Origin of the sequence: Streptomyces sp. NPDC093510 (assembly GCF_040683555.1) — a bacterium.
Lineage (GTDB): Bacteria > Actinomycetota > Actinomycetes > Streptomycetales > Streptomycetaceae > Streptomyces.
The window spans coordinates 323,697-345,794 of sequence record NZ_JBFBEE010000001.1; the positions used below are offsets into that span (position 1 = coordinate 323,697).

Annotated in this window: 17 protein-coding genes; 7 read left to right on the plus strand and 10 right to left on the minus strand. The window is 70.4% G+C overall.

The window, feature by feature from the left end; all coding sequences use genetic code 11:
* The first annotated feature begins 47 nt into the window (after window positions 1-47).
* A complete protein-coding gene (locus tag AB0N81_RS01290) occupies window positions 48-3,989 on the plus strand; it encodes a GH92 family glycosyl hydrolase (RefSeq protein ID WP_365354551.1) in 3,942 nt (1,313 codons plus the stop codon).
* A 125-nt stretch (window positions 3,990-4,114) separates the two neighbouring features.
* Here AB0N81_RS01290 and AB0N81_RS01295 read toward each other — a convergent pair whose 3' ends face one another.
* The gene (locus AB0N81_RS01295; RefSeq protein WP_365354553.1) at window positions 4,115-4,297 is read right to left on the minus strand and encodes a hypothetical protein; all 183 of its coding nucleotides are present in this window, start codon (window positions 4,295-4,297) and stop codon (window positions 4,115-4,117) included.
* Between the two features lie 203 nt (window positions 4,298-4,500).
* Between AB0N81_RS01295 and AB0N81_RS01300 the strand changes: the two genes are divergently transcribed.
* Both AB0N81_RS01300 and AB0N81_RS01305 read left to right on the plus strand, forming a co-directional pair.
* On the plus strand, window positions 4,501-5,823 hold the full coding sequence (locus AB0N81_RS01300) for an AAA family ATPase (RefSeq protein ID WP_365354554.1): 1,323 nt from the start codon (window positions 4,501-4,503) through the stop codon (window positions 5,821-5,823).
* The gene (locus AB0N81_RS01305) at window positions 5,820-6,953 is read left to right on the plus strand and encodes a tetratricopeptide repeat protein (protein WP_365354556.1); all 1,134 of its coding nucleotides are present in this window, start codon (window positions 5,820-5,822) and stop codon (window positions 6,951-6,953) included. Before AB0N81_RS01300 ends, AB0N81_RS01305 begins: the two co-directional genes overlap by 4 nt.
* 99 nt (window positions 6,954-7,052) lie before the next feature.
* On the opposite strand, the gene AB0N81_RS01310 is transcribed toward AB0N81_RS01305, so the two are convergent.
* Genes AB0N81_RS01310 through AB0N81_RS01340 form a run of 7 tightly spaced genes read right to left on the minus strand, consistent with a single transcriptional unit; the run spans window position 7,053 to window position 14,233 of the window.
* Window positions 7,053-7,994, minus strand: a complete 942-nt coding sequence (locus tag AB0N81_RS01310) for a 2OG-Fe(II) oxygenase family protein (protein WP_365354557.1) — start codon at window positions 7,992-7,994, stop codon at window positions 7,053-7,055.
* Window positions 7,991-8,869, minus strand: coding sequence for a 2OG-Fe(II) oxygenase family protein (locus tag AB0N81_RS01315; protein ID WP_365354559.1), 879 nt, complete (start codon window positions 8,867-8,869; stop codon window positions 7,991-7,993). Before AB0N81_RS01315 ends, AB0N81_RS01310 begins: the two co-directional genes overlap by 4 nt.
* Window positions 8,870-8,921: 52 nt before the next feature.
* A complete protein-coding gene (locus AB0N81_RS01320; protein ID WP_365354560.1) occupies window positions 8,922-9,893 on the minus strand; it encodes a 2OG-Fe(II) oxygenase family protein in 972 nt (323 codons plus the stop codon).
* Window positions 9,890-11,470: a cytochrome P450 gene (locus tag AB0N81_RS01325; RefSeq protein WP_365354561.1), complete on the minus strand. Its 1,581-nt coding sequence runs from the start codon at window positions 11,468-11,470 to the stop codon at window positions 9,890-9,892. The genes AB0N81_RS01320 and AB0N81_RS01325 overlap by 4 nt, the downstream gene beginning before the upstream one ends.
* The gene (locus tag AB0N81_RS01330) at window positions 11,467-12,375 is read right to left on the minus strand and encodes a 2OG-Fe(II) oxygenase family protein (RefSeq protein ID WP_365354563.1); all 909 of its coding nucleotides are present in this window, start codon (window positions 12,373-12,375) and stop codon (window positions 11,467-11,469) included. The genes AB0N81_RS01325 and AB0N81_RS01330 overlap by 4 nt, the downstream gene beginning before the upstream one ends.
* Window positions 12,372-13,466 (minus strand): 2OG-Fe(II) oxygenase family protein, encoded by a 1,095-nt coding sequence (locus AB0N81_RS01335; protein ID WP_365354565.1) that lies wholly within the window; start codon window positions 13,464-13,466, stop codon window positions 12,372-12,374. The genes AB0N81_RS01330 and AB0N81_RS01335 overlap by 4 nt, the downstream gene beginning before the upstream one ends.
* 2 nt (window positions 13,467-13,468) lie before the next feature.
* Entirely contained in the window at window positions 13,469-14,233 is a 765-nt protein-coding gene (locus tag AB0N81_RS01340) for a tRNA-dependent cyclodipeptide synthase (RefSeq protein ID WP_365354566.1), read from the minus strand.
* 739 nt (window positions 14,234-14,972) lie between these two features.
* Between AB0N81_RS01340 and AB0N81_RS01345 the strand changes: the two genes are divergently transcribed.
* On the plus strand, window positions 14,973-16,391 hold the full coding sequence (locus AB0N81_RS01345; protein ID WP_365354567.1) for an MFS transporter: 1,419 nt from the start codon (window positions 14,973-14,975) through the stop codon (window positions 16,389-16,391).
* A 166-nt stretch (window positions 16,392-16,557) separates the two neighbouring features.
* Here AB0N81_RS01345 and AB0N81_RS01350 read toward each other — a convergent pair whose 3' ends face one another.
* Window positions 16,558-17,745 carry a S1 family peptidase gene (locus AB0N81_RS01350; protein WP_365354568.1) on the minus strand — a complete coding sequence of 396 codons (1,188 nt, stop codon included), beginning with the start codon at window positions 17,743-17,745 and terminating at the stop codon, window positions 16,558-16,560.
* A gap of 224 nt (window positions 17,746-17,969) precedes the next feature.
* Window positions 17,970-18,869: a GNAT family N-acetyltransferase gene (locus AB0N81_RS01355; RefSeq protein ID WP_365354570.1), complete on the minus strand. Its 900-nt coding sequence runs from the start codon at window positions 18,867-18,869 to the stop codon at window positions 17,970-17,972.
* A 409-nt stretch (window positions 18,870-19,278) separates the two neighbouring features.
* On the opposite strand from AB0N81_RS01355, the gene AB0N81_RS01360 reads away from it, so the two are divergent.
* The 3 genes from AB0N81_RS01360 to AB0N81_RS01370 all read left to right on the plus strand — a co-directional run bounded on the left by AB0N81_RS01360 (window position 19,279) and on the right by AB0N81_RS01370 (window position 22,042).
* Window positions 19,279-20,631 (plus strand): MFS transporter, encoded by a 1,353-nt coding sequence (locus AB0N81_RS01360; RefSeq protein WP_365354571.1) that lies wholly within the window; start codon window positions 19,279-19,281, stop codon window positions 20,629-20,631.
* 121 nt (window positions 20,632-20,752) lie between these two features.
* Window positions 20,753-21,145: a VOC family protein gene (locus tag AB0N81_RS01365; RefSeq protein WP_365354572.1), complete on the plus strand. Its 393-nt coding sequence runs from the start codon at window positions 20,753-20,755 to the stop codon at window positions 21,143-21,145.
* A gap of 114 nt (window positions 21,146-21,259) precedes the next feature.
* Window positions 21,260-22,042: a hypothetical protein gene (locus tag AB0N81_RS01370; protein WP_365354574.1), complete on the plus strand. Its 783-nt coding sequence runs from the start codon at window positions 21,260-21,262 to the stop codon at window positions 22,040-22,042.
* Window positions 22,043-22,098: the final 56 nt, after the last annotated feature.

Sequence of the window (22,098 nt, forward strand, 5' to 3'; positions counted from 1 at the left end):
GCAGCGATCGTGACAACGTTGTCCAACTCGCAAGGAGGGGCTCGGGGATGCCGTACTCGGTACGCAACACGGCAGGCAACACCGCAGGCAACACCGCACGCAGATCCCGTTTCAGACACCAACGTCCGCCCGGTCCAGGGCCCCGCTCGGCCGTGGCCGTCGGGGCGTTGGCGCTCGCCGTCGTCGCGGCGGCTCAGGGCGCCGCCGTCGCCGAGCCCGAGCGGCCTCCCCGCGCGGAGCGGGGGTTCGCCTCGTCCTTCGAGGCGGGCGAGGCCCTGCCGGACTGGCTGAGCACCGTCGAGACGGGCCCCGACGGCAAGAAGAAGGCCGCCGGTGTGAACGGGGAGTTCAGCTCCGGGCTTCCCGGGAGTGTGAACGACCACGTCACCGAGGCGCGGGCGAGCGGCGAGAACGCCGGGTCCGGCGAGGTCGCGGCGAACCTCGTCGACGGCGAGGCGACCAGCAAGTGGCTGACGTTCGCGAAGGACGGCTGGGTCGAGTTCGACCTGGACGAGCCCGCGAAGGTCGTGACGTACGCGCTGACGTCCGCCAACGACCACGCCGAGCGCGACCCCAAGGACTGGACCCTCAAGGGCTCGACGGACGGCAAGGAGTGGACGGTCCTCGACGAGCGGAAGGGGCAGGTTTTCGACGGGCGGCACAAGACGAAGACGTACGACTTCGCCAAGCCCGGCGACGCGAAGGCCTACTCCCGCTTCCGGCTCGACGTCACCGCCAACAACGGCGCGTCGGACGCGCTGCAACTCGCGGACCTGCAGCTGTCGGTGGGCGGCACGCAGGCCCCCGCGCCCGAGGACATGCTGAGCCTGGTGGACCGCGGCCCCAGCGGCTCCCCCACCGCCAAGTCCCGTGCCGGGTTCACAGGGAAGCACGCGCTGCGGTATGCGGGTAGCCACAAGGCCGACGGGCGCGGCTATTCGTACAACAAGGTCTTCGACGTCAATGTGAAGGTCGGGCGGGACACCGAGCTCGGGTATCGGGTGTTTCCCTCCATGGCCGAAGGCGATCTCGACTACGCAGCCACCAACGTCTCCGTGGATCTCGCTTTCACCGACGGGACGTACTTGAGTGAGCTCAAGGCCGTCGACCAGCACGGGTTCCCGCTGACCCCGCAGGGGCAGGGCAACTCCAAAGTGCTGTACGTGAATCAGTGGAACAACGTCGACTCGCGGATCGGGGAGGTCGCGCGCGGCAAGACCGTCGATCGCGTTCTCGTCGCGTACGACTCCCCCAAGGGTCCGGCGAAGTTCCGCGGCTGGGTCGATGATGTGTCCCTGAAGGAGAAGGCCCCGGCGAAGCCGAAGGCGCATCTCTCCGACTACGCGGACACGCGGCGCGGCACCAACTCCAGCGGCGGCTTCTCGCGCGGCAACAACTTCCCCGCCACCGCGGTCCCGCACGGCTTCAACTTCTGGACGCCGGTGACCAACGCGGGCTCCCTGAGCTGGCTGTACGACTACGCGCGCGGCAACAACGACGACAACCTGCCGACGATGCAGGCGTTCAGCGCGAGCCACGAGCCGAGCCCGTGGATGGGTGACCGGCAGACGTTCCAGATGATGCCGTCCGTCGACAAGGACACCCCGAGCGCGTCCCGCACCAAGCGTGCGCTGCCCTTCCGGCACGAGAAGGAGACGGCACGCCCGTACTACTACGGAGTGACGTTCGAGAACGGTCTGAAGGCGGAGATGGCGCCGACCGACCACGCGGCGATGATGCGGTTCACCTATCCCGGTGACGACGCGAGCGTCATCTTCGACAACGTCTCGGAGAAGGGCGGCCTCACCCTCGACAAGGAGAAAGGCATCGTCTCCGGCTTCTCGGACGTCAAGTCCGGCCTGTCGGCGGGTGCCACGCGTCTCTTCGTCTACGGCACCTTCGACGCCCCCGTCTCGGCGGGCGGCAAGCTGGAGGGCGGCGGTGGCGGCGACGTGACGGGCTACCTCCGCTTCAAGCCCGGCAAGGACCGCCAGGTGAGCCTGCGCCTCGCCACGTCCCTCATCAGCCTGGACCAGGCGAAGGCGAACCTCGCCGAGGAAATACCGGCCGGCACCTCCTTCGAGCGCGTGAAGAACCGCGCGCAGAAGCAGTGGGACGACATCCTCGGCAAGGTGGAGGTCGAGGGCGCGAGCGAGGGGCAGCGCACGACGCTGTACTCCAGCCTGTACCGCCTGTACCTGTACCCCAACTCCGGCTTCGAGAAGGTCCGTGGGAAGGGCGGCAAGGCCACGTACAAGTACGCCTCCCCCTTCTCGCCGCAGACCGGGCCCGACACCCCGACCCACACGGGCGCGAAGATCGTCGAGGGCAAGCCGTACGTCAACAACGGGTTCTGGGACACGTACCGCACGACGTGGCCCGCCTACTCGCTGCTCTCTCCGAAGAAGGCGGGTGAGCTGGTCGACGGCTTCGTGCAGCACTACAAGGACGGTGGCTGGACCTCGCGCTGGTCGTCGCCCGGTGCCGCGGACCTGATGACGGGCACGTCGTCCGACGTGGCGTTCGCCGACGCGTACACCAAGGGCGTGAAGTTCGACGCGAAGGCCGCGTACGACGCCGCGCTGAAGAACGCGACGGTGGTCCCGCCGACGTCGGGTGTCGGCCGCAAGGGCATGAAGACCTCGCCGTTCCTCGGCTACACGCCCAGCGAGACGCACGAGGGTCTGTCGTGGGCCCTGGAGGGCTATCTCAATGACTACGGGATCTCCCGGATGGGAGCGGCCCTCTACAAGAAGACGGGTAAGAAGCACTACAAGGAGGAGTCCGAGTACTTCCTCAACCGCGCCCGTGACTATGTGAACCTCTTCGACGGCAAGGCGGCGGGCGCGGGCACCGACCCCGGCTTCTTCCAGGGCAAGGACACCAAGGGCGTCTGGCGGGTGCCTTCGGAGAAGTTCGATCCGCGCGTGTGGGGTCACGACTACACGGAGACCAACGCCTGGGGTTACGCCTTCACCGCCCCGCAGGACTCGCGCGGTCTGGCGAACCTGTACGGCGGACGCAAGGGCCTCGGCGACAAGCTCGACACGTACTTCGCCACTCCGGAGACGGGCTCCGCCGAGTTCGCGGGCTCCTACGGAGGCGTCATCCACGAGATGACGGAGGCGCGTGACGTACGCATGGGGATGTACGGCCACTCCAACCAGGTCGCCCATCACGCCGCGTACATGTACGACGCGGCCGGGCAGCCGTGGAAGACGCAGGAGAAGGTCCGCGAGGTCCTCTCCCGCCTCTACACGGGCAGCGAGATCGGGCAGGGCTACCACGGCGACGAGGACAACGGCGAGCAGTCCGGCTGGTACCTCTTCTCGTCGCTCGGCTTCTACCCCCTGGTGATGGGCAGCGGCGAGTACGCCATCGGGTCGCCGCAGTTCACGAAGATGACCCTGCACCTCGACAACGGCCGCGACCTGGTCGTGAAGGCGCCCAAGAACAGCGCGAAGAACGTGTACGTGCAGGGGCTGAAGGTCAACGGCAAGACGTGGAGGTCGACGGCGCTGCCGCACGACCTCGTCGCCCGTGGCGGAGTCCTGGAGTTCGACATGGGCCCGAAGCCGTCGGCGTGGGGCAGCGGCAAGAACGCCCAGCCGGCCTCGATCACGCAGGACGACGAGGTCCCGTCGCCGAGGAAGGACGCCCTCAAGGGTGAGGGCGCGCTCTTCGACGACTCGTCGGCCACGGAGGCGTCCACGGAGTCGGCGATCGAACTCCCGGTGACCGGTCGGACGAAGGCGGTCCAGTACACGCTGACCTCCTCCACCGACAAGGCGAAGGCGCCGCGCGGCTGGGTGCTTCAGGGGTCGAAGGACGGCAGCAGGTGGAAGGACCTGGACAAGCGGTCCGGTGAGTCCTTCGCCTGGGACCAGCAGACCCGGGCCTTCACGGTCGACCACCCGGGGACGTACGCGCACTACCGGCTGGTGCCGGACGGCTCCGCGACGCTGGCGGAGGTGGAACTGCTCAGCTGATCCGTAAGCGTCGTCGTCGGCTGGTCCACGGGCGTCGCCGGCGCGGGGACGGGTGTGGTGCGTTCGCGTCCACCCCCGTCCCCGCGCCCCTTCTGTCAGGACAACTTCTGTCGGCGCATCTTCTGTCAGGGCAGCTTCACTTCCCCCTGGTTGAGGACGCGTGGGAGGAAGTAGGCCGTCTGAATCTCGGAGTTGGTGTTGTTGCCGCGCAACTGCTCCGACCAGATCATGAAGTACGACCAGTTCGGCTGGCTGTTGAGCAGAGACGCCGTGGGGACCTTGCCCACGCCCATCTCCGCCAGAGCCATCGGCTTGCTGCACCCAGATGCCGATGTCGCCCGCGCGCTGTACGAGGTTCTCGCGGGCCGGCGGACGGTGACCCGGCAGGTTCCCACGCCTGCGCTCACCCCGCGGGGGTCCACCGGCCCACCGCCCGGACAGGGTTGAGCAGGCGAAGTCGGACGACGCGTCCGCTCGAACACCGCTCGCACAGCCCCCGTATCCTCGTCCCATGCCCGATCACTCCCCCTTGATCCAGAGCCTGCGCACAGCCGTCGCGGGCGCGCCCGACGACGTGCCGCTGCGTCTGCATCTGGCGGAACTCCTCGTGGAGAGCGGGCATCACGACGAGGCGGTCGCCGAGGTGGCGGTGGCCTTGCAGCATGCGCCGGGCGACGCGAAGGCCCGGGAGCTGATGGGCCGCGCCATGGGCGCACCGCAGGTGCCGCAGGTGTCGCAGGCGCCCCAAACGCCTCAGGTGCCTCAGGTGCCTCAGACACCGCAGGCCCCCCAAGCCCCCCAAGCCCCTGAAGCGCCCCCCGCCGGCTTCAACTGGAAGGCCGCCGAGGATCAGGTCGGCGATGTCGTGCCGCCACGCTTCGTCGAGACGCCTCAGGCCCCCGAGGCTCCCCGGACCGCCGACGGCAGTGGTGACCCGGGGGACGCCGCCGCCTGGGAGGTGGAGGCGCCCGACGGTGTGCGGCTCGCCGACGTCGGCGGGATGCGGGACGTCAAGGACCGCCTGGAGGCCGCGTTCCTCGCGCCCCTGCGCAACCCCGAACTGCGCAAGCTGTACGGCAAGAGCCTGCGCGGCGGCCTTCTGCTGTACGGTCCGCCCGGCTGCGGCAAGACGTTCATCGCGCGGGCCGTCGCGGGTGAGCTCGGCGCCAACTTCCTGTCCATATCCATCAACGACGTGCTCGACATGTGGATGGGCAACTCCGAGCGCAACATGCACGAGGTCTTCGAGACGGCCCGCCGCCAGGCACCCTGCGTCCTCTTCCTCGACGAGCTGGACGCGCTGGGCGCCAAGCGCAGCCGCACCGCGCACAGCGGCATGCGCAACACCGTCAATCAGCTCCTCACCGAGCTCGACGGCATCGACGCGGGCGCCAACGAGGGCGTGTTCGTGCTGGCCGCCACCAACGTCCCCTGGGACGTGGACAACGCGCTGCGCCGCCCCGGCCGCCTCGACCGCACGATCCTCGTCCTGCCGCCCGACGGGCCCGCGCGCGAGGCCATCCTCCGCTACCACCTGCGGGACCGCCCCGTCGCAGGCGTCGACCTGCGCAAGCTCGCGAAGGCCACCGACGGCCTGTCCGGCGCCGACCTCGCGCACCTCTGCGAGTCCGCCGCCGAGCGCGCGCTGCTCGACTCCGCGCGCACCGGGACCGTCCGCATGATCGGCATGAAGGACCTGATGGACGCGGCCGCCACGATCGCGCCGTCCAGCGACCCGTGGTTCGCCTCCGCCCGCAACGTGGCGATGTTCGCCAACGAGGGCGGCATGTACGACGACCTGGTCACCTACCTCAAGAAGAAGCGGAAGCTGTGAGCACTGTGCACCCCGCCGTGGAGCGGGCCGACGGGCTCATCGAGCTCAAGCGGTACGAGGAGGCCGAGGCACTGTTGGGTCAGCGGCTCGTCGAGGACCCCGACGACGTACGAGCCTGGACCAAGCTCGCCCTGTGCCACGTACGGGCCGAGCAGCACGAGAAGGCCCTCGACGCGACGGACCGGGCTCTCGCGCTCGACCCCGAGGACGTGGGCGGGCTGATCATGCGCTCGCACGCGCTGCGCGGCATCGGCGGCACCCGCTGGCAGGAGTCCGAGGGCGTGCTGCGCGAGGCGATACGCCTCGCGCCCGACTACTGGTACGGATACGCGCTGCTCGCCGACGTCGTCTGGCGCATCCGCCTCGTCCGCATCGGGCAGGCGGGCGGCGGCACGATCACCGCCGAACAGATGGAAGGCCCGCTGCGGGAGGCGGGCGACCTCGCCATGGAGGCGCTGCGCCTCGGCCCCGAGGAGCTCCACGCGTACGAAGTCGCCTGGCAGATAGCCGACCTGGCGAGCAACAGCACGGTAGCCGACCAGCTGGACCACGCCATCCTCCGCCTCGACCCCAGCCACCCCTACGCGCTGGCCCGCCAGACCAAGAAGGCGGCGAGCACCCCCGGCGTCAAGGCGGCCCAGGCCGCCACCCTGTACGCGGACGCGCTGGCCGCCGCCCCGGACTCCCGGCCGATGCAGCAGGGCCTGGACGACGCCTCGTACCGCATGCTGCGCGGCATCCGCTGGATCGCCCTGTTCTGCCTGGCCCTCATCGCGGCCTCCGGCCTGGACCTCGTCGTCACCGAGGGCGAGACGCCCCGCGACCTGCCGGTGCCGCTCGGCCAGCGCCTCTGGTTCCTCGTGCCCATGTCCGCGCTCTGGGCGGTGGGCGCCCTGCTCCGCTACCGCCGACTGCGCGCCGGTGTCCGCATCAACATCCGCTCCCTGATCCGCCGCCGCAAGTGGCCCCGCATCGTCCTGGCCCAGGCCGCGTGGGCGATGCTCTGCACGCTGCTCATCGCGGAGATCCCGTGGACCGAACGGACCGTGCCCCAGGCGCTGTTCTGGGCGGGCTTGATTCCGACCATCGCCACGATCTGGTTCGACCGCAAGAAGACCACATGGCCCTGACGCGGCGTCAGCGAACTAGCACCACACCACCTTTGTCGGGGACGCGCTCCGACTCGTCGTCCTGACCGCCTTCCTGCTCCCGCAGCGGGCGACACCGTCTCAGTACAGGCCGCTCGTGTCCTCTCGGTAGGTGTTGTCGAGGATGTCGTTGAGGAACGTCCCGAACTCCGACCGGAGTTGGAGGCCGCTGCCCGGCTCGTAGGCGAAGAGGCCGGGACAGACGCTCTCGTCGAGACTGCTGTCGACGAAGAGCGCGTACGAGAAGCGGTCGGGCTTGGCCCCGCCGCTCGGCGGCTGGCGCACCACGCGGTGGGCCACCGCGGCCACCGGCGTGGCGGTCCGCCGGGTCAGGATCTCCATCGCGCAGCCGAAGTTCACGATGAAGGTGCCGGGGACCGGGTCGATGGGGTGCCACTCGCCGTCCCGGTCCACCTCGAGTCCGCGCTCGGTGGAGCGCAGAACCGTCACCCAGCCGGAGTCCTTGTGGATGTTCAGGCCGCGCGCGGCCACTTCCGGGCGGAAGTGGTTGAAGGTCAGGGTGTGCGTGCCGTGTGGGGTCAGACTGTGTCCGGTGGCCTTGTCCCACAGTGCGCGCGGCAAGTCGAGGCGGGCGAGCACCGCGCGCTGGACGTCGAGCGCGAAGTCACGCATGCGCTCGGCCTGCCGGGCGAGCGCGGCCGGATAGACCTCGTCCCACCAGGCGCTCTCCAGGAAGAACTGTTCGGTCTGGTCGGCGTCGCGGCAGAAGTAGCCCTGGTGAGGGCCGAGTTGTTCGGCCGTCCAGTGGCGAAAGTCCCGGTAGGGGTCCGGGTGCTCCGCGGCGGGGCCTGCCGGGTTCTCGGCCGGAAGGTAGAAGGACCGGGCGAAGCGGTCCCCCGCCGACAGGTCCGTGCCGGCGGGCTGCTGCACGTAGAAGAAGCCGTCCTTCAGAGCGCGCCGGAATCCGTCCGCGGCGGTGAAGTGCAGCTCGCCGTCCCGCAGTTCGGCCAGCTGCCAGCCCTGAAGCGCGCTGGTACGCGGATGTCCCGCCGCCGTGCTCATACGCGGGAGTGGAAGTCGTAGCCGAGCTTGCCCGCCTTCTCCACCGAGAAGTCGCGGAAGCTCTGGTACTCGCGCAGTCTCCCCTCGGTGTCGTACTGGTAGAGCGGCATGTCGTAGCGGGGCCCCATGTAGACCGTGAACGAGGAGCGGTCCGGGACGCCCGCCTCCGGGCGCAGCTCCGGCACACGGTGGTAGACGGCGGTCACCGGCCTGGGCAGCTTCCTGGTCAGGACCCGGAAGGCATCGCCGAGGTTGACGGTGAAGTGGCCGGGGCGCTCGCGCACCGGCAGCCAGCGGCCTTCGTGGAGGATCTCGTAGCCGTGCTGGTCGGTGCAGATCGTGGTGATGAACCCGCTGTCGGAGTGCTCGACGATCCCGGCGCGGTCGCTCAGGCCCGCACGGTAGTGGTTGACCGTCGTGTAGCACAGGCCCGTGTCCTGCGAAGCGCCGCCGGTGATGAGGTCGCGGTCGGTCTCGGGCACCCCGGCCGCGTCGAACACGCCGTAGAGGACGTCCAGGGTCAGCTGCCGCATGCGCCGCAGCACCGCGGTGACCTCGTCCGGCAGGTACTCCTGCCACAGGAAGCTCTCCAGCTGGAGCTGCTCGACCTGGTCGGGCCGGTCCTCGTAGCCCAGTTTGGAGACCGGGTGGCCGTGCTCGCGGTGTCCTCGGTGGCGGTCGGCCGGATCACCGGTCCCCGGCTTGTAGAAGGTGCGGCAGAAGTCGAGTCCGGCGCGTACGTCGAGGTCCTCGGGGACGGCCACGTTGAACGCGCCGATGCCGAGCGCCCGTGCGGTGTCGTCCGCGGTGGCGAACCGCAGGGTGCCCGCGTCGACCTCGGCCGCGGGGAGGGTGAGATGGGCCGTGTCCGTCATGGTGTGACTCCCGTCCTTGTCGGTTTCCGCCGGTGCCGTGCTCGTGCCCCGGCTACAGCGCGCCGTCGTTGTCATAGGTCCGGCTCACCTCCTGGACGGCGAAGTCCGCGACCGACTGCACGGGGTGCGCCGTGCCGCCGTCGTCGAGCCGGTAGACGGTGCCGTCGAGGGCGGAGTCCAGGAACGTCACGTACGAGATGCGGTCGGCCCGGCCCGCCGGGCGCTCGGTGGAGACCACGCCGTGCACGTTCGCGCGCACGGGCCGCGGCAGGGCGGAGGTGAGCACCTCCAGCGAGCTGCCGAAGTTCACGATGAAGTGGCCCGGCTCGGGGTTGACGGCGCCCAGCTCTCCGTCGATGAGCGCGAGGAGACCCGGTTCGAAGGAGCGGAGCACGGTCACCCACCCGGAATCACGGTGGAACTTGCAGCCGCGGGTCTCCTTCTGTGAACGGAAGTGGTTGAAGGCGAGCATCTGGTGTCCACCGTTGTCGGAAAGGCCGCCGGACACCTCGCTCCACAGGTCCTGCGGTACCTCCACGTGCCGCAGCACCGCGCGCAGGACGGCGACGCCGAGGCCGGTCATCCGGTGGCCGAGTTCGGTGACCTCGGGCGGCAGCAGCGCCCAGTTCGCCCTCTCGATGTAGAAGTTCTCCCACTGGTCGTGCTCGCGGTCGAAGTAGCCCTGGTAGGTGCCGGGGACATCGGCGTGGCGATAGCCCCGGTAGGGATCAAGGCCGTCACCGGCCGGGTCCTCGTGGAAGTGCGTGGCGAACCGGTCCCCGGGTCCTGTGTCGAGGCCGTCGGGTATGCGCAGCAGGAAGAACCCCTTGGCCAGGGCGCGGTCGAAGCCTCCCTCGCGTTCGAAGAGCAGCTCGTCCCCGTCGAACCAGGAGCGTTCGAGGTCCACCGGTGGGTAGGCGGCCCGAGCCTGCCGCTCGCCGGGCATGGGCGGCAGGGTGACCGGGGCCCGGGCGGTGGTGGGGTGGAAGCGGGTCCGGGCGGTGCGGGAGTTGGCGGTGGTCATGGGGTCGGCTCCCTCGGGGTTGCGGTGTCGCGCGGCGTGCCGGGGTGCGGCGGCGTGCCGGGTTCGGGCCGGATCGTGATGCTTCCCGGCCGTGCCGGGCGCGGCATGGACGCGTGGTGCTTCAGCTGGAGGTCGGTGTCCTGCGTGGCGACCGCGTAGCGGCCGTACAGCTCCGCGAGGACCATGGACTGCATCCGCACCGAGAAGAGCCGGCCGGGGCACTTTCGGGGGTTCCGGTCGGCGTTGACCATGCTGAACGAGTTGATCTCGTAGCGGCCGCGGGAGAGCAGCGAGGAGACCGTCTCCCGGTCGGAGCGGACGATGGCCTCGATGTTGGCCGGGGCGAAGCGGCGCGGCTCGGGGAAGACAGCGGGGTCGCGGTTGGCCTGCCGCCGGTCCAGCCACATCATGGTGCCCGGTGGAACCGTCACCGGGACTCCCCGGTGGTGCAGGGTGAACGGCTCGGTCGTACGGCGCCACAGGGCACTGGGATTGCTGCCGCCGAGGCGTACGGCCTCCAGGACCGCGAGGTCGATCACGGACGGGGCGGCGCCCGTGTGCGGAGGCGGGTCCGCGTACGGGCACCCCGCCGCGACCGCCGTCCCTGTGCCGCGCCTGGCCTCGGCCACGACGGCGTCCTTGACCCGGGGCGTGGCCTCCACATAGCCGATCGCCCACATCAGGCTGAGGGCCGTCGTGTCGTACGTGGCGACGACGACCGTGCCCAGTTCCTTGATCCGCGCGGCGTCCAGCGCGGCCACGGACTGCCGGGTGAAGGGCAGTTCCCACAGGGCGAAGTGACGCCTGATCAGGTTGGACGCGGGCGCGTCGGCCAGGGCGTCGAAGTTGTCCGTCAGGAGGTCGCGCACGAACGGCACGATGACGTCGAACTCGCGCATCGCCGCCGGGTTGTCGTTGCTGATGACGTCGGAGGCGAGATCGAAGAAGCCGCGCACCACACGCCCGTACTCGGCGGAGTCCAGGTACTCGGGCAGCGGCCGCTGGGTGAGATCGAGGACGCCGGGGACCATGCTGTCCACGTACGCCGTCAGGGACAGCGTGAAGTCGTCGAGCGGGACGGTCCTGCCGGCCGCGCGGGCGAGGTGGTCGGCCGTGTACCGCCGCAGGGCGGGCTCCAGGCGCTCGACGAACTTGGCGTTGCCGAGGGAGCGTTCGACCACGGCCCGCTTCCCCGGGCGGTCCGGGTGGTCGTGGGGCAGGGAGCCCATGAAGTCGCCGAACAGCTCGCGGTTGGCGTCGGTGGAGGGCGCGAGGACGTCGTCGCCGACGAGCGGCTCGTTGGTGATCTGGTAGACGGCGAGCTTCCGGCCCATCCAGAACGTGCACAGGCCGCCGTTCTCCTCGGCGCAGGCGCTGATGCCGGAGGCGCGGAAGTAGTGCGAGGCGGGCTCCCCGCGCACCACGGTCGCCTCGTGGAACGCCGGGGCGTGGCCGTGCAGCCGGCTGGGTCCGTCGTGGTGGGCGACGATTCCGGGGAAGGGCGCGCCGGGGGCCTGCGGCAGGACGACGGTCCTGCCCTGACGCGGGGCGCCGACGCGGTCCGCCGAGACGCTCATGACGTACCGCCTCCGCTCGCGCCGACGGCTTCGGCGATGCCGAAGTCGGCGTGCCGGTCGGACCAGGTCTCCTCGTTGAACTCGCGCAGGAACTCCTCGGAGCTGCGCACGGCCGCGGCCGAGCCGTCCTCGCGGACCTGGTAGAGGTCGCCTGTGGCGGGCGGGTTGGCGAAGGCCGCGAAGGAGAAGCGGTCCGGGGCGCCCGGGGCCGGGGCGCACTGCCGCACCTGGTGCAGAATGGCCCGCACCGGGCGGTCGAGGGCCGCGGTGAGCAGTTCGAAGGCGCCGCCGAAGTTCACCACGAAGTGGCCGGGCACGGGGTCGACGGGCACCCAGGCGCCGTCGACGGACGCTTCCAGGCCGGGCTCCTCGTTGTACAGCACGGTCACGAACCCGGTGTCCTTGTGTGGGGCGCAGCCCAGCTTGGCGCGCTCCGGCCGGTAGTGGTTCGCCGCGAACCAGTGGGTGCCGAGGCCGTCGACGGCGCCACCGGTGATCTCGCTCCACAGCGCGGGCGCGATGCCCAGCTCGGTCATGGCGGCACGCAGCACGAGGAGCGTCAGGTCGCCCATCTGGTCGGCCATGGCGCGGAGTTCACGCGGGAAGTGCCGGGCCCGCCCGGGGCCGTCGATGAGCACGTGCTCGGTCTGGAAGTGCTCCCGGTCGAAGTAGACGCCGGGCACGTCCTTGAAACCGCGGTACGCCCGGGTGGCCACCGGCCCTTCGTCGGGTGCCCGGTGGAACTCGCGGCACAGGGTGATGCCCGGGCCCGGATCGAACCCGGTGGGCACGGCGAGCAGGAAGCAGCCGTCCCGCAGGGCCCGGGACAGGCCGTCGACGGCGTCGAAGCGCAGGCCGGCGCCCGTCACGGTGGCACGCTGGAGGGTCATGGAGTCGATGGTCATCGGCGTACGCCCTTCGCGGCGGGGCGCTCGTCGTGGCGGCCCGGGGCGACGGTGATGTCCGATCCATCCGATCCATCCGATCCGTCCGGCGCGTCCGGCGCGTCCGGCGCGTCCGGCGCGTCCGGCGCGTCCGGCGCGTCCGGCGCGTCCGTACCGGCGTAGATCTCGTAGTCGTTCTCGTCGATGAGTTCACGCGAGCCGCAGACCCGCTCCAGGCCGCTGCCGTGTACGTAGCGGTAGATGCCCTCGTCCTCGCCGGGCAGGCAGCCGCTGGAGCTGAAGTGCCCGAAGCTGGACCGGTCCTCCTGTTGGCGGGCGACCCTGTGCATGATGGCGGCCACGGGCATGCGGCTGCCCGCGGTCAGAATCTCCATGGACAGGCCGAAGTTGACGATGAAGCAGTCCGGGTCGGCCGGGACGGTCTCCCAGTGGTCCTCGCGGCTGACTTCGAGGCCCGGGGCGGTCGTCCGCAGGATGGTGAGGAACCCGTCGTCCTTGTGGGAGCTGAGCCCGATGTCCTCGTGCGCGGACCGGTAGTGGTTGAACGTCAGGTGGCACGAGCCCGCGCACTGCGAGCAGCCGCCGGTCGCCCGCCGCCAGTCCCGCTCCGGTATGCCCACCGCGGTCAGGACGGAACACAGAACGTGCCGCGAGAGCCGGGTGAGGGACTCGCCCAGGGCGGTGATCTCCGGCGGATAGGCGGCGGCCCAGAACCGGCGTTCGAGGAGGAACTGCTCGATCTGGTTGATCCGCTGGTGGAAGCCGAGCAGCGGATCTCCGAAGTGGTCGCTGCCGATGTCACGGAACCGGCCGTACGGCGCCGATGCTGGACCCTCGTAGAACTGACGCGCGAACGCGTCACCCGCCGACACGTCGAGCCCGCCCGGGATCTCCAGGAGGAAAACGCCGTCCCGGAATGCACGGTCGCGCGCCCCGGAACCACCGAAGTCAAGGGCCCCGGCTACCGCGCGGGCCCTTTCGAGGCGTGCTTCGCCGAGCGCGGGACGGTCGGGCGAGCGCTTCTCGTAAACGTCTCGGTATATCTTTCCCCGCCGTATTTCGGGGACCAGATCACGAGCTTCGGCTGTCATGCTCACCGACCTTTCAGATGGAGGGAGACCACGACGAGGTCCCGCAGCTCTTCCGGGGCTCCCGGATGGTCGCCCTTGGCTATCTCGGACAGGGTGCTGAACGATCCGGGATACACCATGACCGGCAGCCCCTGCTCTTTGAGACAGGCGAAGATGGCGAACTCTTCGAGAAAGTAGTCGTTGGACAGCCGGATGCGTTTTTCCCATTCGGCCTTGCTGATTCCGTCGGCCCGCTTCCGGTGATAGGCGTGACCGAACGATTCGACCGAGGAACGGAACGCCTCGTCCTCGTCGAAGAACGCCCGCAACTTGCTGTGGAACTCGGCGCACCTCTCACCTGCTTGCACTTCACCGCAGGTCAGGACCGTGAACTCGGTGCTGTCGCGGTACTCGTCGAACACCTTCTCCGCGGCCTCGGCAAAGCGTCGACCGAGGTCGAGCGCCCGTTCCCTGGCGCGGTCGGGGGGCAGGCCCTGAGTCGACTCCAGAGTGAGCCGGTGAATGCTGTCGCCGATGAGCACGGTGCATCGCGCGAACCTCCGGGAGATCCACTTGACCATGCTCGTGAGTTTGGGAGTGGTGAAGTTGCTGTTTTCCAGGCTGACACCGAGAAAACATGTTTCGTACTGCTCGAAGGTGTTCCTGCTCGAATCCGGAGAAACCGAAGCAATCTCCGCCTTGTAGCGCGTCCTGCGGGTGGGTGCTATCCGGCGCGTCGGAGTAGCGGTCCCCTGCGCATCTAACGACATCACATCCGCCTGATCCATGGGGGGAAAGTGCAGGAATGGCATTCGTCTGCCGCATGAAATTACTAACAGGTGGTTGAACCGGAAGCCAAGGCCCCAGGGTGGGGAACAGGCCGTCCCGCCGAGCGGCCGTGGCTCTCGGGCGCTTCACGGCGACTGACCAGGCACTTGATCGGTGTAGGAAGCAAGAACCCGCCCGGGCGGTACGGATGGTGACCATGCGGTCGCGCCACGTGCGGACGGCGGGGCCGTGACGCCGTCCCTGTCGATTCGCGGAACGGCCAACGCGCGGCACTCAGCTGGGAGTTCACGGCGCGGAGGTCCGGAGCGCGACGCCGCGCAGCCGCGGGAGGAAGGCACCCCATGCGACCGGAGGGTCACAGTCCGCAGCGTTGCCCATGATGGCTGAATGCTTTCTCCGGGCCCTCACAGGGGTGGGTTGGCAAGTGCCCGGGGACCAGTTACGTTGTTGTCGTCCCGACCGCCGGTCGAGTCACGGACCTGCGTGTGTCATCCACGCAGCGGCCCCGTCGACGTGGCACATCGGACTTCCCGTGGGCAGCCCTCTCCACCCCGGCCCCCACTTCTCATCGCCACCCCTCTCTCCGCAGCGGCGCTCCGTGTCCAGGACGTACGTCCAGGAGCGCTCTTCGGCTGCGACCTTCCCCCTCATCACCAGCGTCTCGTGCCGCCGCACGGCCGTGCGGCGGCAGCAGGAACCACCCCCGAAGGGGCCGACCATGAGGAGAAGTGGGCAATCGTGAGCAAGGGCGCGACCTTGAGGGACGGTGCCGGCGGCACGACGACGCCGCCCTTCCCCACCCGGCGATGGGCACTCCTCGCCATGTCCGTAGGTGTGTTCTGCATCCAGCTCGACTCGTTCGGCCTGAACCTCGCCCTGCCGCAGATCGGCCGCGACCTGCACGCGGGCGGAGACGGTCTCCAGTGGGTGATCAGCGCGTACCTGCTGTCCACCGGCACGCTGATGCTGGGGGCGGGACGGCTCGGCGACCTGTTCGGCCGACGGCGGCTCCTGGTCGCGGGGCTTGCCGTGTTCGGCGCGTCCTCGCTGGTCTGCGCGCTCGCCCCGACCCTGCCCGTCCTCGTGGGCGCCCGGGTGGCCCAGGGCGCGGGAGCCGCCATGATCATGCCGGTGGGGCTGTCCCTGCTGACCAACGTCTACCCGGCCGAACTGCGGGGCCGTGCCACCGGCTGGGCCCTCGGCATCGGCGGGATCGCCACCGCCTGCGGTCCGTTCATCGGCGGCGCCCTGACCGAGTCGGTGTCCTGGCGCGCCGTGTTCTGGCTCAACGTCCCGCTCGCCGTGCTCGGCGCGGTCTGTGCCTCACGCACCGCCGAGAGCTACGACACCAGTGCGCCCCGCAGCGTCGACTGGAGCGGTCTGGCCGGTGCCACGGCCGCACTCGCCGCGCTCTGCGTCGTCATCGACCGCGGACCGCGCTGGCCGTGGCCCGCCGCACTGGCGGGCGTGGCCGTCACGGCAGCCCTGCTGATCCTGTTCGTACGGCGTGAGCGGGCCGCGGCCCATCCGCTGGTGGAGCTCAGCCTGTTCCGCAACGGCCCGTACATGGCGCTCACCCTGGCCGGTGCCGTGGCCAACACCACCACCGTGATGTTCCTGTTCGTCGTACCCCTGACGCTCCAGGGCCAGTGGGACCTCTCGGTCGTCCTCGCGGGCACCGCGTTCCTCGCTCCCGCGCTGGCCATGGCGCTCGCCGGGCCGCTCGCCGGGCGGGTGCCGCCACGGGCCGCGGTCCGGCTGATGGCGGGCTGCCTGTGCGGGGGAGCGCTGGTTCTGGCGTGCCTCGCCCGGACCTCCTCCCTCACCTTGTACGTAGCCGTGGCCACCGTGGGCGGCGCGGTCCTCGGAGTGGCCAACTCACTGACGCTCATCGCCACCCAGGCGGTGATCCGGCCGGAGCGGGCCGGGGAGGCGTCGGGAGTCACCAAGACGGTCATCACCGTGGCCGCCGGCCTCGGCGTCGGACTGGCCGGGGCCGTCACCGACCAGGACCGCGGCGTGGGTTCGGAGGCGGCCGCCGACACGGCACTGCTGATCACCGCGGCGGGCTGTCTGGCGGCGTGTGTGATCCTCGCCGTGTGGATCAGGCTGCGGGAGGGAGTGGTGCGGGCCGGGCCGGGGGAATCGGGGGGATGAATCGGGGGGATGAATCGGGGGGATGACTCAGTTCCGCGGACGGTACGTCGCGGCGCCGTCGCCGGATCGGGGCCGCGGCCCGAGGCGCGGTGGGCGGGGAGGTCGCGCCCGGCGGTTCGGCGGTCCGAACCACCGGGCGCACCTTCGATCAGGCGGTGTGCGGCCGTCAGGCGGTGTGCAGTCGCAGATTGTACCGCTGGAGAATCTCGTTCACCGGCTGGAACCACGTCTCGCCACCACTGCTGCAGTTGCCCCAGCCGCCGGACGTCACGCCCTGGGCCTGGTCACCGCTGATGAACGAGCCGCCCGAGTCGCCGCCCTCGGCGCAGACGCTGGTCTTGGTCAGCTGGCGCACGACCGCGCCGCCCGAGTAGTTGACGGTCTCGTTCTTGGCGAGGAGATTCCCGCAGTGCCACTTCGTGGTGGAACCGGAGCGGCAGATCGACGAGCCGACCGGCGCCTCCGCGGACCCCTTGACCAGCCGGTCGGGGATGGCGCCCCAGCCGAGCACGACCGGCACGGTCCACCAGCCGTTGCCGACGGACACCCACGCGTAGTCGTTGTCGGGGAACGAAGAGCCCTGGAACGAGCCGATGTTGGAGCCGTCCCAGCCGCGCACCCCCGCGCCCACGCCGCCGCAGTGCCCGGCCGTGACGAAGCCGCCGTGCACGGAGAAGCCGATGGAGCAGCGGACGTTGCCGGTGTAGTACGGGTCGCCGCCGACGGTTCCGGCGGCGAAGGTGCTCGGGGCCTCCTGAACGGTGTCCACGCGCAGGGGGGCGGTGGCGCGGGCACGCTGCAGGAAGGAGCTGACATCGTTGTCGGCGCGGTGGCCCTCGACGACGTCGACGACGAGCCGGTTGGCCTTGGCGTCGACGCGCCAACTGGCGATGCCCTTGGGGGCCTTGAGCTTGTCGACGCGCTTCTTCGCCGCGTCCAGGTGTGCGGCGCTGTGCTCGACGAAGCGGACGTCGGCGCCCGTCGCGCGTACGTCCGCGGCGGCGGAGCGCTCGGTCACGGCGACGGTCAGCCGCCCGCGCCCGGCGTCGAACCAGGCCCCGCCGAACGTCTCGCCGGCCGCCTTCTTCGCCGCACGTTCGACCTTTACGGCCTGCTTCTCGTCGGCGAGCCGCTCGCGCGCGGCGGCGGGCGACAGGCCGAGGTCGCGCTCCATCGCCCGGAGCAGACCGTCGGAGGCGGGCGCCTTTTCGGAGCCGGGTGCCCTTTCGGAGCCGGAGCCGGAGGAGGTGGTGCCCGGGTCGGCGGCAGCGGCGGGCACGAGTCCGGTGCCGACACAGGCGGTCGCCAGAAGTAACGCGGACAGGCCGAGGCGTGCGCTGGTCTTGCGTCTCACTTGGTGTCCTCTCGTGGTTCCAACAGGGGTGCGGTAGACCAGAGTTGAACGATAGAGAGCGCTCTCAGTGTGTGGTGCGGCTGAGCGTAGAGAGCCTGCGCGGACAAGTCCAGACCTGCGGGCTCTCGCGAGCCTCCTGACAAGGGGGCGGGCCGGAATCCGCCCCCGTACCCACCCCCATGTCAGCGCGCTACGCCTCGCCGGGCGCTGCGCCTCGCGAGGCGCTAAGCCGTCCGGCCCGCCGGGTGGAAGTTGATGCGTTCACGGATGACCGGGAAGCCCGCCTTGGTGAAGTTCGCGGCCATGGGGAAGTTGCCCTGGTCCGTCGCTCCGCCGATGAACTCCGCGCCCCGCTCGACGAGGAAGTGGGTGCATTCCGCGAGGAGGTCGTACGCGTAGCCGCGGCCGCGCTGTTCGGGGACGACTCCGATGAAGCCGATGGTGGGGCCGGAGGGGTTGTGGGCCGGGATGTGGATGCCCGCCAGGTCTCCGCCGGGCGTGCGCGCGATCTGCCACCACTCCCGTGGGGAGGGGCACCAGCGGAAGAAGTCGAGTTCCTGTTGGGCGGCCTGGTCGAGGCCGCCCTCCTCGACGGCGCTGAGCGCGTGGGCGTCCAGGGTGACGGAGTGGATGCGGCGCAGCGCGTCGAAGAACACGGTGTCGTCGGGTTCGGCGCTGAAGCGGAGGCGTCCGGGACGCTCGGGCATCCCTCGCTCCGGGGTCCAGCGGTACACGAAGCGTTCCACGAGGAGTTCGTAGCCCGCGGCTCGTGCGGCGGCGAAGCGCGCCTCGCCGGCGGCGCGCAGGTCGGTCCTTTCCCGCCAGCCGCCGGGCAGATTGATCTCGAGTTCGACCTGCCGGGGGGCGGAGCGCAGGAGTTGGGCGCCGGCCTCCTCCTCGCCCTCGGCCACATCGAACCAGTTGATGTTGACGGGCTCCGGGTCGTCGGGGCCGCCCCACCAGGCGCCGCGTGCGACGACCTCGCCGTCGCGGAGGGCGACGCGCTTCCAGTCGGGGCGGAACCGGGTGCGCCGGTGGCCCTCGCGGGCGCCCAGGGGATCGGGGAGTGCGTCGAAGAGATGAGCGTCGCTCGCGGAGAGCGTGCGGATGACCGGATCGGTCATGGATTCCTCCGGGATACAAACTGCTTGGAGCGCTCCCGGTCAGAACTCACGCACACGCCGGGACAGCGGAGAAAGGGAGCGCCGGAAAGGTGTGAACTGCACAGCACTCGCCTCCTTCCATCCATCGCAGGGCGTGGAGCCACACTAGGCGGCCCACCGCGGCCCCGTCCACGGATTTTCCGTACCGGAGCAGGTCCAGCGGCCCTCTTGGGCGCCGCCGCCGGTCCGCACCGGATATTCACGTGCGCCCCGCCATCCCGTCCGCTACCGTCCCCCGCGTGTCCGTGACCGAGTAACTCCAGGTGCCCTGCCCGCCCCCGCGCGGGCCCGTGGCACGGAAGCGTCCGTCTTCCTCCGCCCCCGCCGAAGCCCGTCGGCCGGCCCGGGGCCGATCTGGAGTGCCCACTTCATGAACGCCAAGAACAGCAAAAGCACCTCTGTGCGCGACCGTCGTCCCCTCACCCTCGCGCTGCTCTCCCTCCTCCAGTTCCTCATCGCCATCGACGTCACCGTCGTGAACGTCGCGGTCCCCACCATCGGCGCGCACTTCCACGCCGGGGCGAGCACCCTCTCCTGGGTCGTCACCGGCTACACCCTGATCGGCGGCGGGCTGCTGCTGCTCGGCGGGCGGCTCACCGATCTGCTGGGCAGGCGGCGGATGTTCCTGCTCGGCGCCGGGATCTTCGCCCTCGCCTCCCTCGCCGCCGGGCTCGCACCGAACCTGGAGGCGCTGATCGCCGCCCGCTTCGCGCAGGGCGCGGGTGAAGCGCTCGCCTCCCCCGCCGCGATGTCGCTGATCGCACTCCTCCACCCGGAGCCCGCCGAACGCGCCAGGGCGCTCGGCATCTGGGGGGCGATCTCCGCGAGCGGCCTCGTCGTCGGCGTCCTGCTGTCCGGCGCCCTCGTCCAACTCGTGGGCTGGCGTTGGATTTTCGGCATCAACGTGCCGGTCGTCGCGTTCGTGCTCCTGGCGACCCCCGCCCTCGTACGACCGGACGGGCCTCGCCGCCGTGACCATCGGCTCGACCTGCCGGGCGCCGCGCTCCTCACCTCCGGGCCCCTGCTGCTCGTCTTCGGCGTGCTGCGCCACTCCGTGCCCGCGGCGCTCGGCGGGTGCGTGCTCCTCGGCGCGTTCGTGGTCGTCGAGCGGCGCACGAAGAGCCCGCTCGTGCCGCTCTCCTTCTTCGCGCACCGCACCCGCGCGGTCGCGAACGCGGCGACGGTGCCGCTCAGCGCGGGCCTCTCCACGACGTTTTTCCTCGCGACGCTCTACCTTCAGAACGTCCTCGATCTCACGCCTCTGCAGGCCGGGTTGGCCTACCTGCCCTTCTGTGCCGCGCTGCTGGTCGCCGTGGCGGTGGTGAGCCGGATCATCCGCGTGCTCGGTAGCGCGTACGCGTCCGTGGCGGGCCTGCTCCTGACCGCGGCGGGGCTCGGGCTGCTGGCGCGGCTGCCCGACCGCGGCAGCCTGTGGGTGGACGTCCTGCCCGGCATGGTCGCCGTCGCCGCCGGCATGGGCGTCGGCCTGATCGCGTTGCAGAACGCCGCCCTGTCCGACGTGACGGACGCCGACGCGGGCACGGCGTCCGGCGTACAGCGCTCGGTCGACCAGCTCGGCGGCTCGCTCGGCCTCGCGGCCCTGGTGGGCGGCGCGGTCGGCGGCACGGCCCAAGTGGGCGACTTCCGGGCGGCGTTCGCGTGGGCGGCCGCAGCGGTGCTCGTTGCGGCGACGGGTGTGTTCCTGGCTCTCGGGAAGAGGTAGCCGGACAAGTCCCGCTCGACAGCGCGGTGTCGACGTGCCTATGATCCACGGCGACATCGCGTGTCGGTCACCGGCTGGGTGAGGCATGGAGGTGTCGGGAGATGCCTTGTGGAGGCATTCCTTGTCGGTTCAGCTGAATCACACGATCGTCCATGCCCGGGACAACCGGAAGTCCGCCGAGTTCTTCGCGGAGCTGTTGGGCCTCGAAATCACCGCAGAATGGGGCCCGTTCATCGCGGTCGCCCTCAGCAACTCGGTCACCCTCGACTTCGCGACCGTCCCCGCCGAGTCGATCACCCCGCAGCACTACGCCTTCCTGATCTCGGAGGCGGAGTTCGAGGCGGCGTACGAGAAGATCAGAGCACACGGCATCGAGCACTGGGCCGACCCGCACCAGAAGCAGCCGGGCGAGTTCAACCGCAACGACGGCGGCCGGGGCGTGTACTTCCTGGATCCGACGGGGCACGCGATGGAGCTCATCACGGTGCCGTACGGCGGGTGGCCGCAGACGTAGCCGACAACTCCCCACGTTTCGGGGTATCGGGGCGCGGGGCACCCCTGGGACCGTTGTCGCAGGAAGTGCGGGACGGTTCCGGAGCGCAGCCCGCACCCGGACGGGAGAACCGAAATGACGCGATGGACGGCCATGCGCGTGTGGCGACCGGCACTCGCCCTCGCGGTCGGCGTGGGCACTTTCCTGGGGACGGCCGGGGCGGCCGGAACGGCCGCCGCGGTCCCGGGTCAGCAGGGCCGGCAGGTGGGCGCGGCCGCCGCCTCCGGCTATCTGAACCTGCACCAGTGCGCGTACTACGCGAGCAGCCTCGACGACCACTTCAACACGTTCGTGACACCGAGCGGCGACGGCCGCTACTCCACCGGCACGAAGCACTCCGCCACCGCCGACACCACGGCGGCCTGCGGCGCGGGTAACGGCAATCACGTCCCCGTGCCGATCCTGCACGGCGTCAAGGCGCTGGACCTCGGCACGGGGCGCTACCTCAACCTCCAGCAGTGCGACTACTACCGGAGCGCGACCACCGACCGCTTCACCACCCTGGTGACGCCGAGCGGCGACGGGCGCTACTCCACCGGCACGAAGGTCTCCGACACGAAGGAGACCTCACCGACCTGCGGTCCCGGCAACGGCAACCACGTGCCGAACCCGGGCCTCTCGGGCTCCCTGCCCCTGGATCTGACCGCGGGCAGCCGCCTCAACCTGCACCAGTGCGTGTACTACTCGGAGCGGCTCAAGAGTCACATGACGAGCGTCGTGCCCGCCCCGGACAACCGGTACACGACGGGCACGAACATCTCCAATACCGTCGACACACGGCCGGTCTGCGGCGCGGGCAACGGCGACTACGTCCTCATCCCGCTGCTGTCGGCCGTGAAGAGCGTTCCTCTGAGCTGAAGGACGCGGCGAGGGCCGTACCCCCGGAACGTGTCCGGGGGTACGGCCCTCGACTG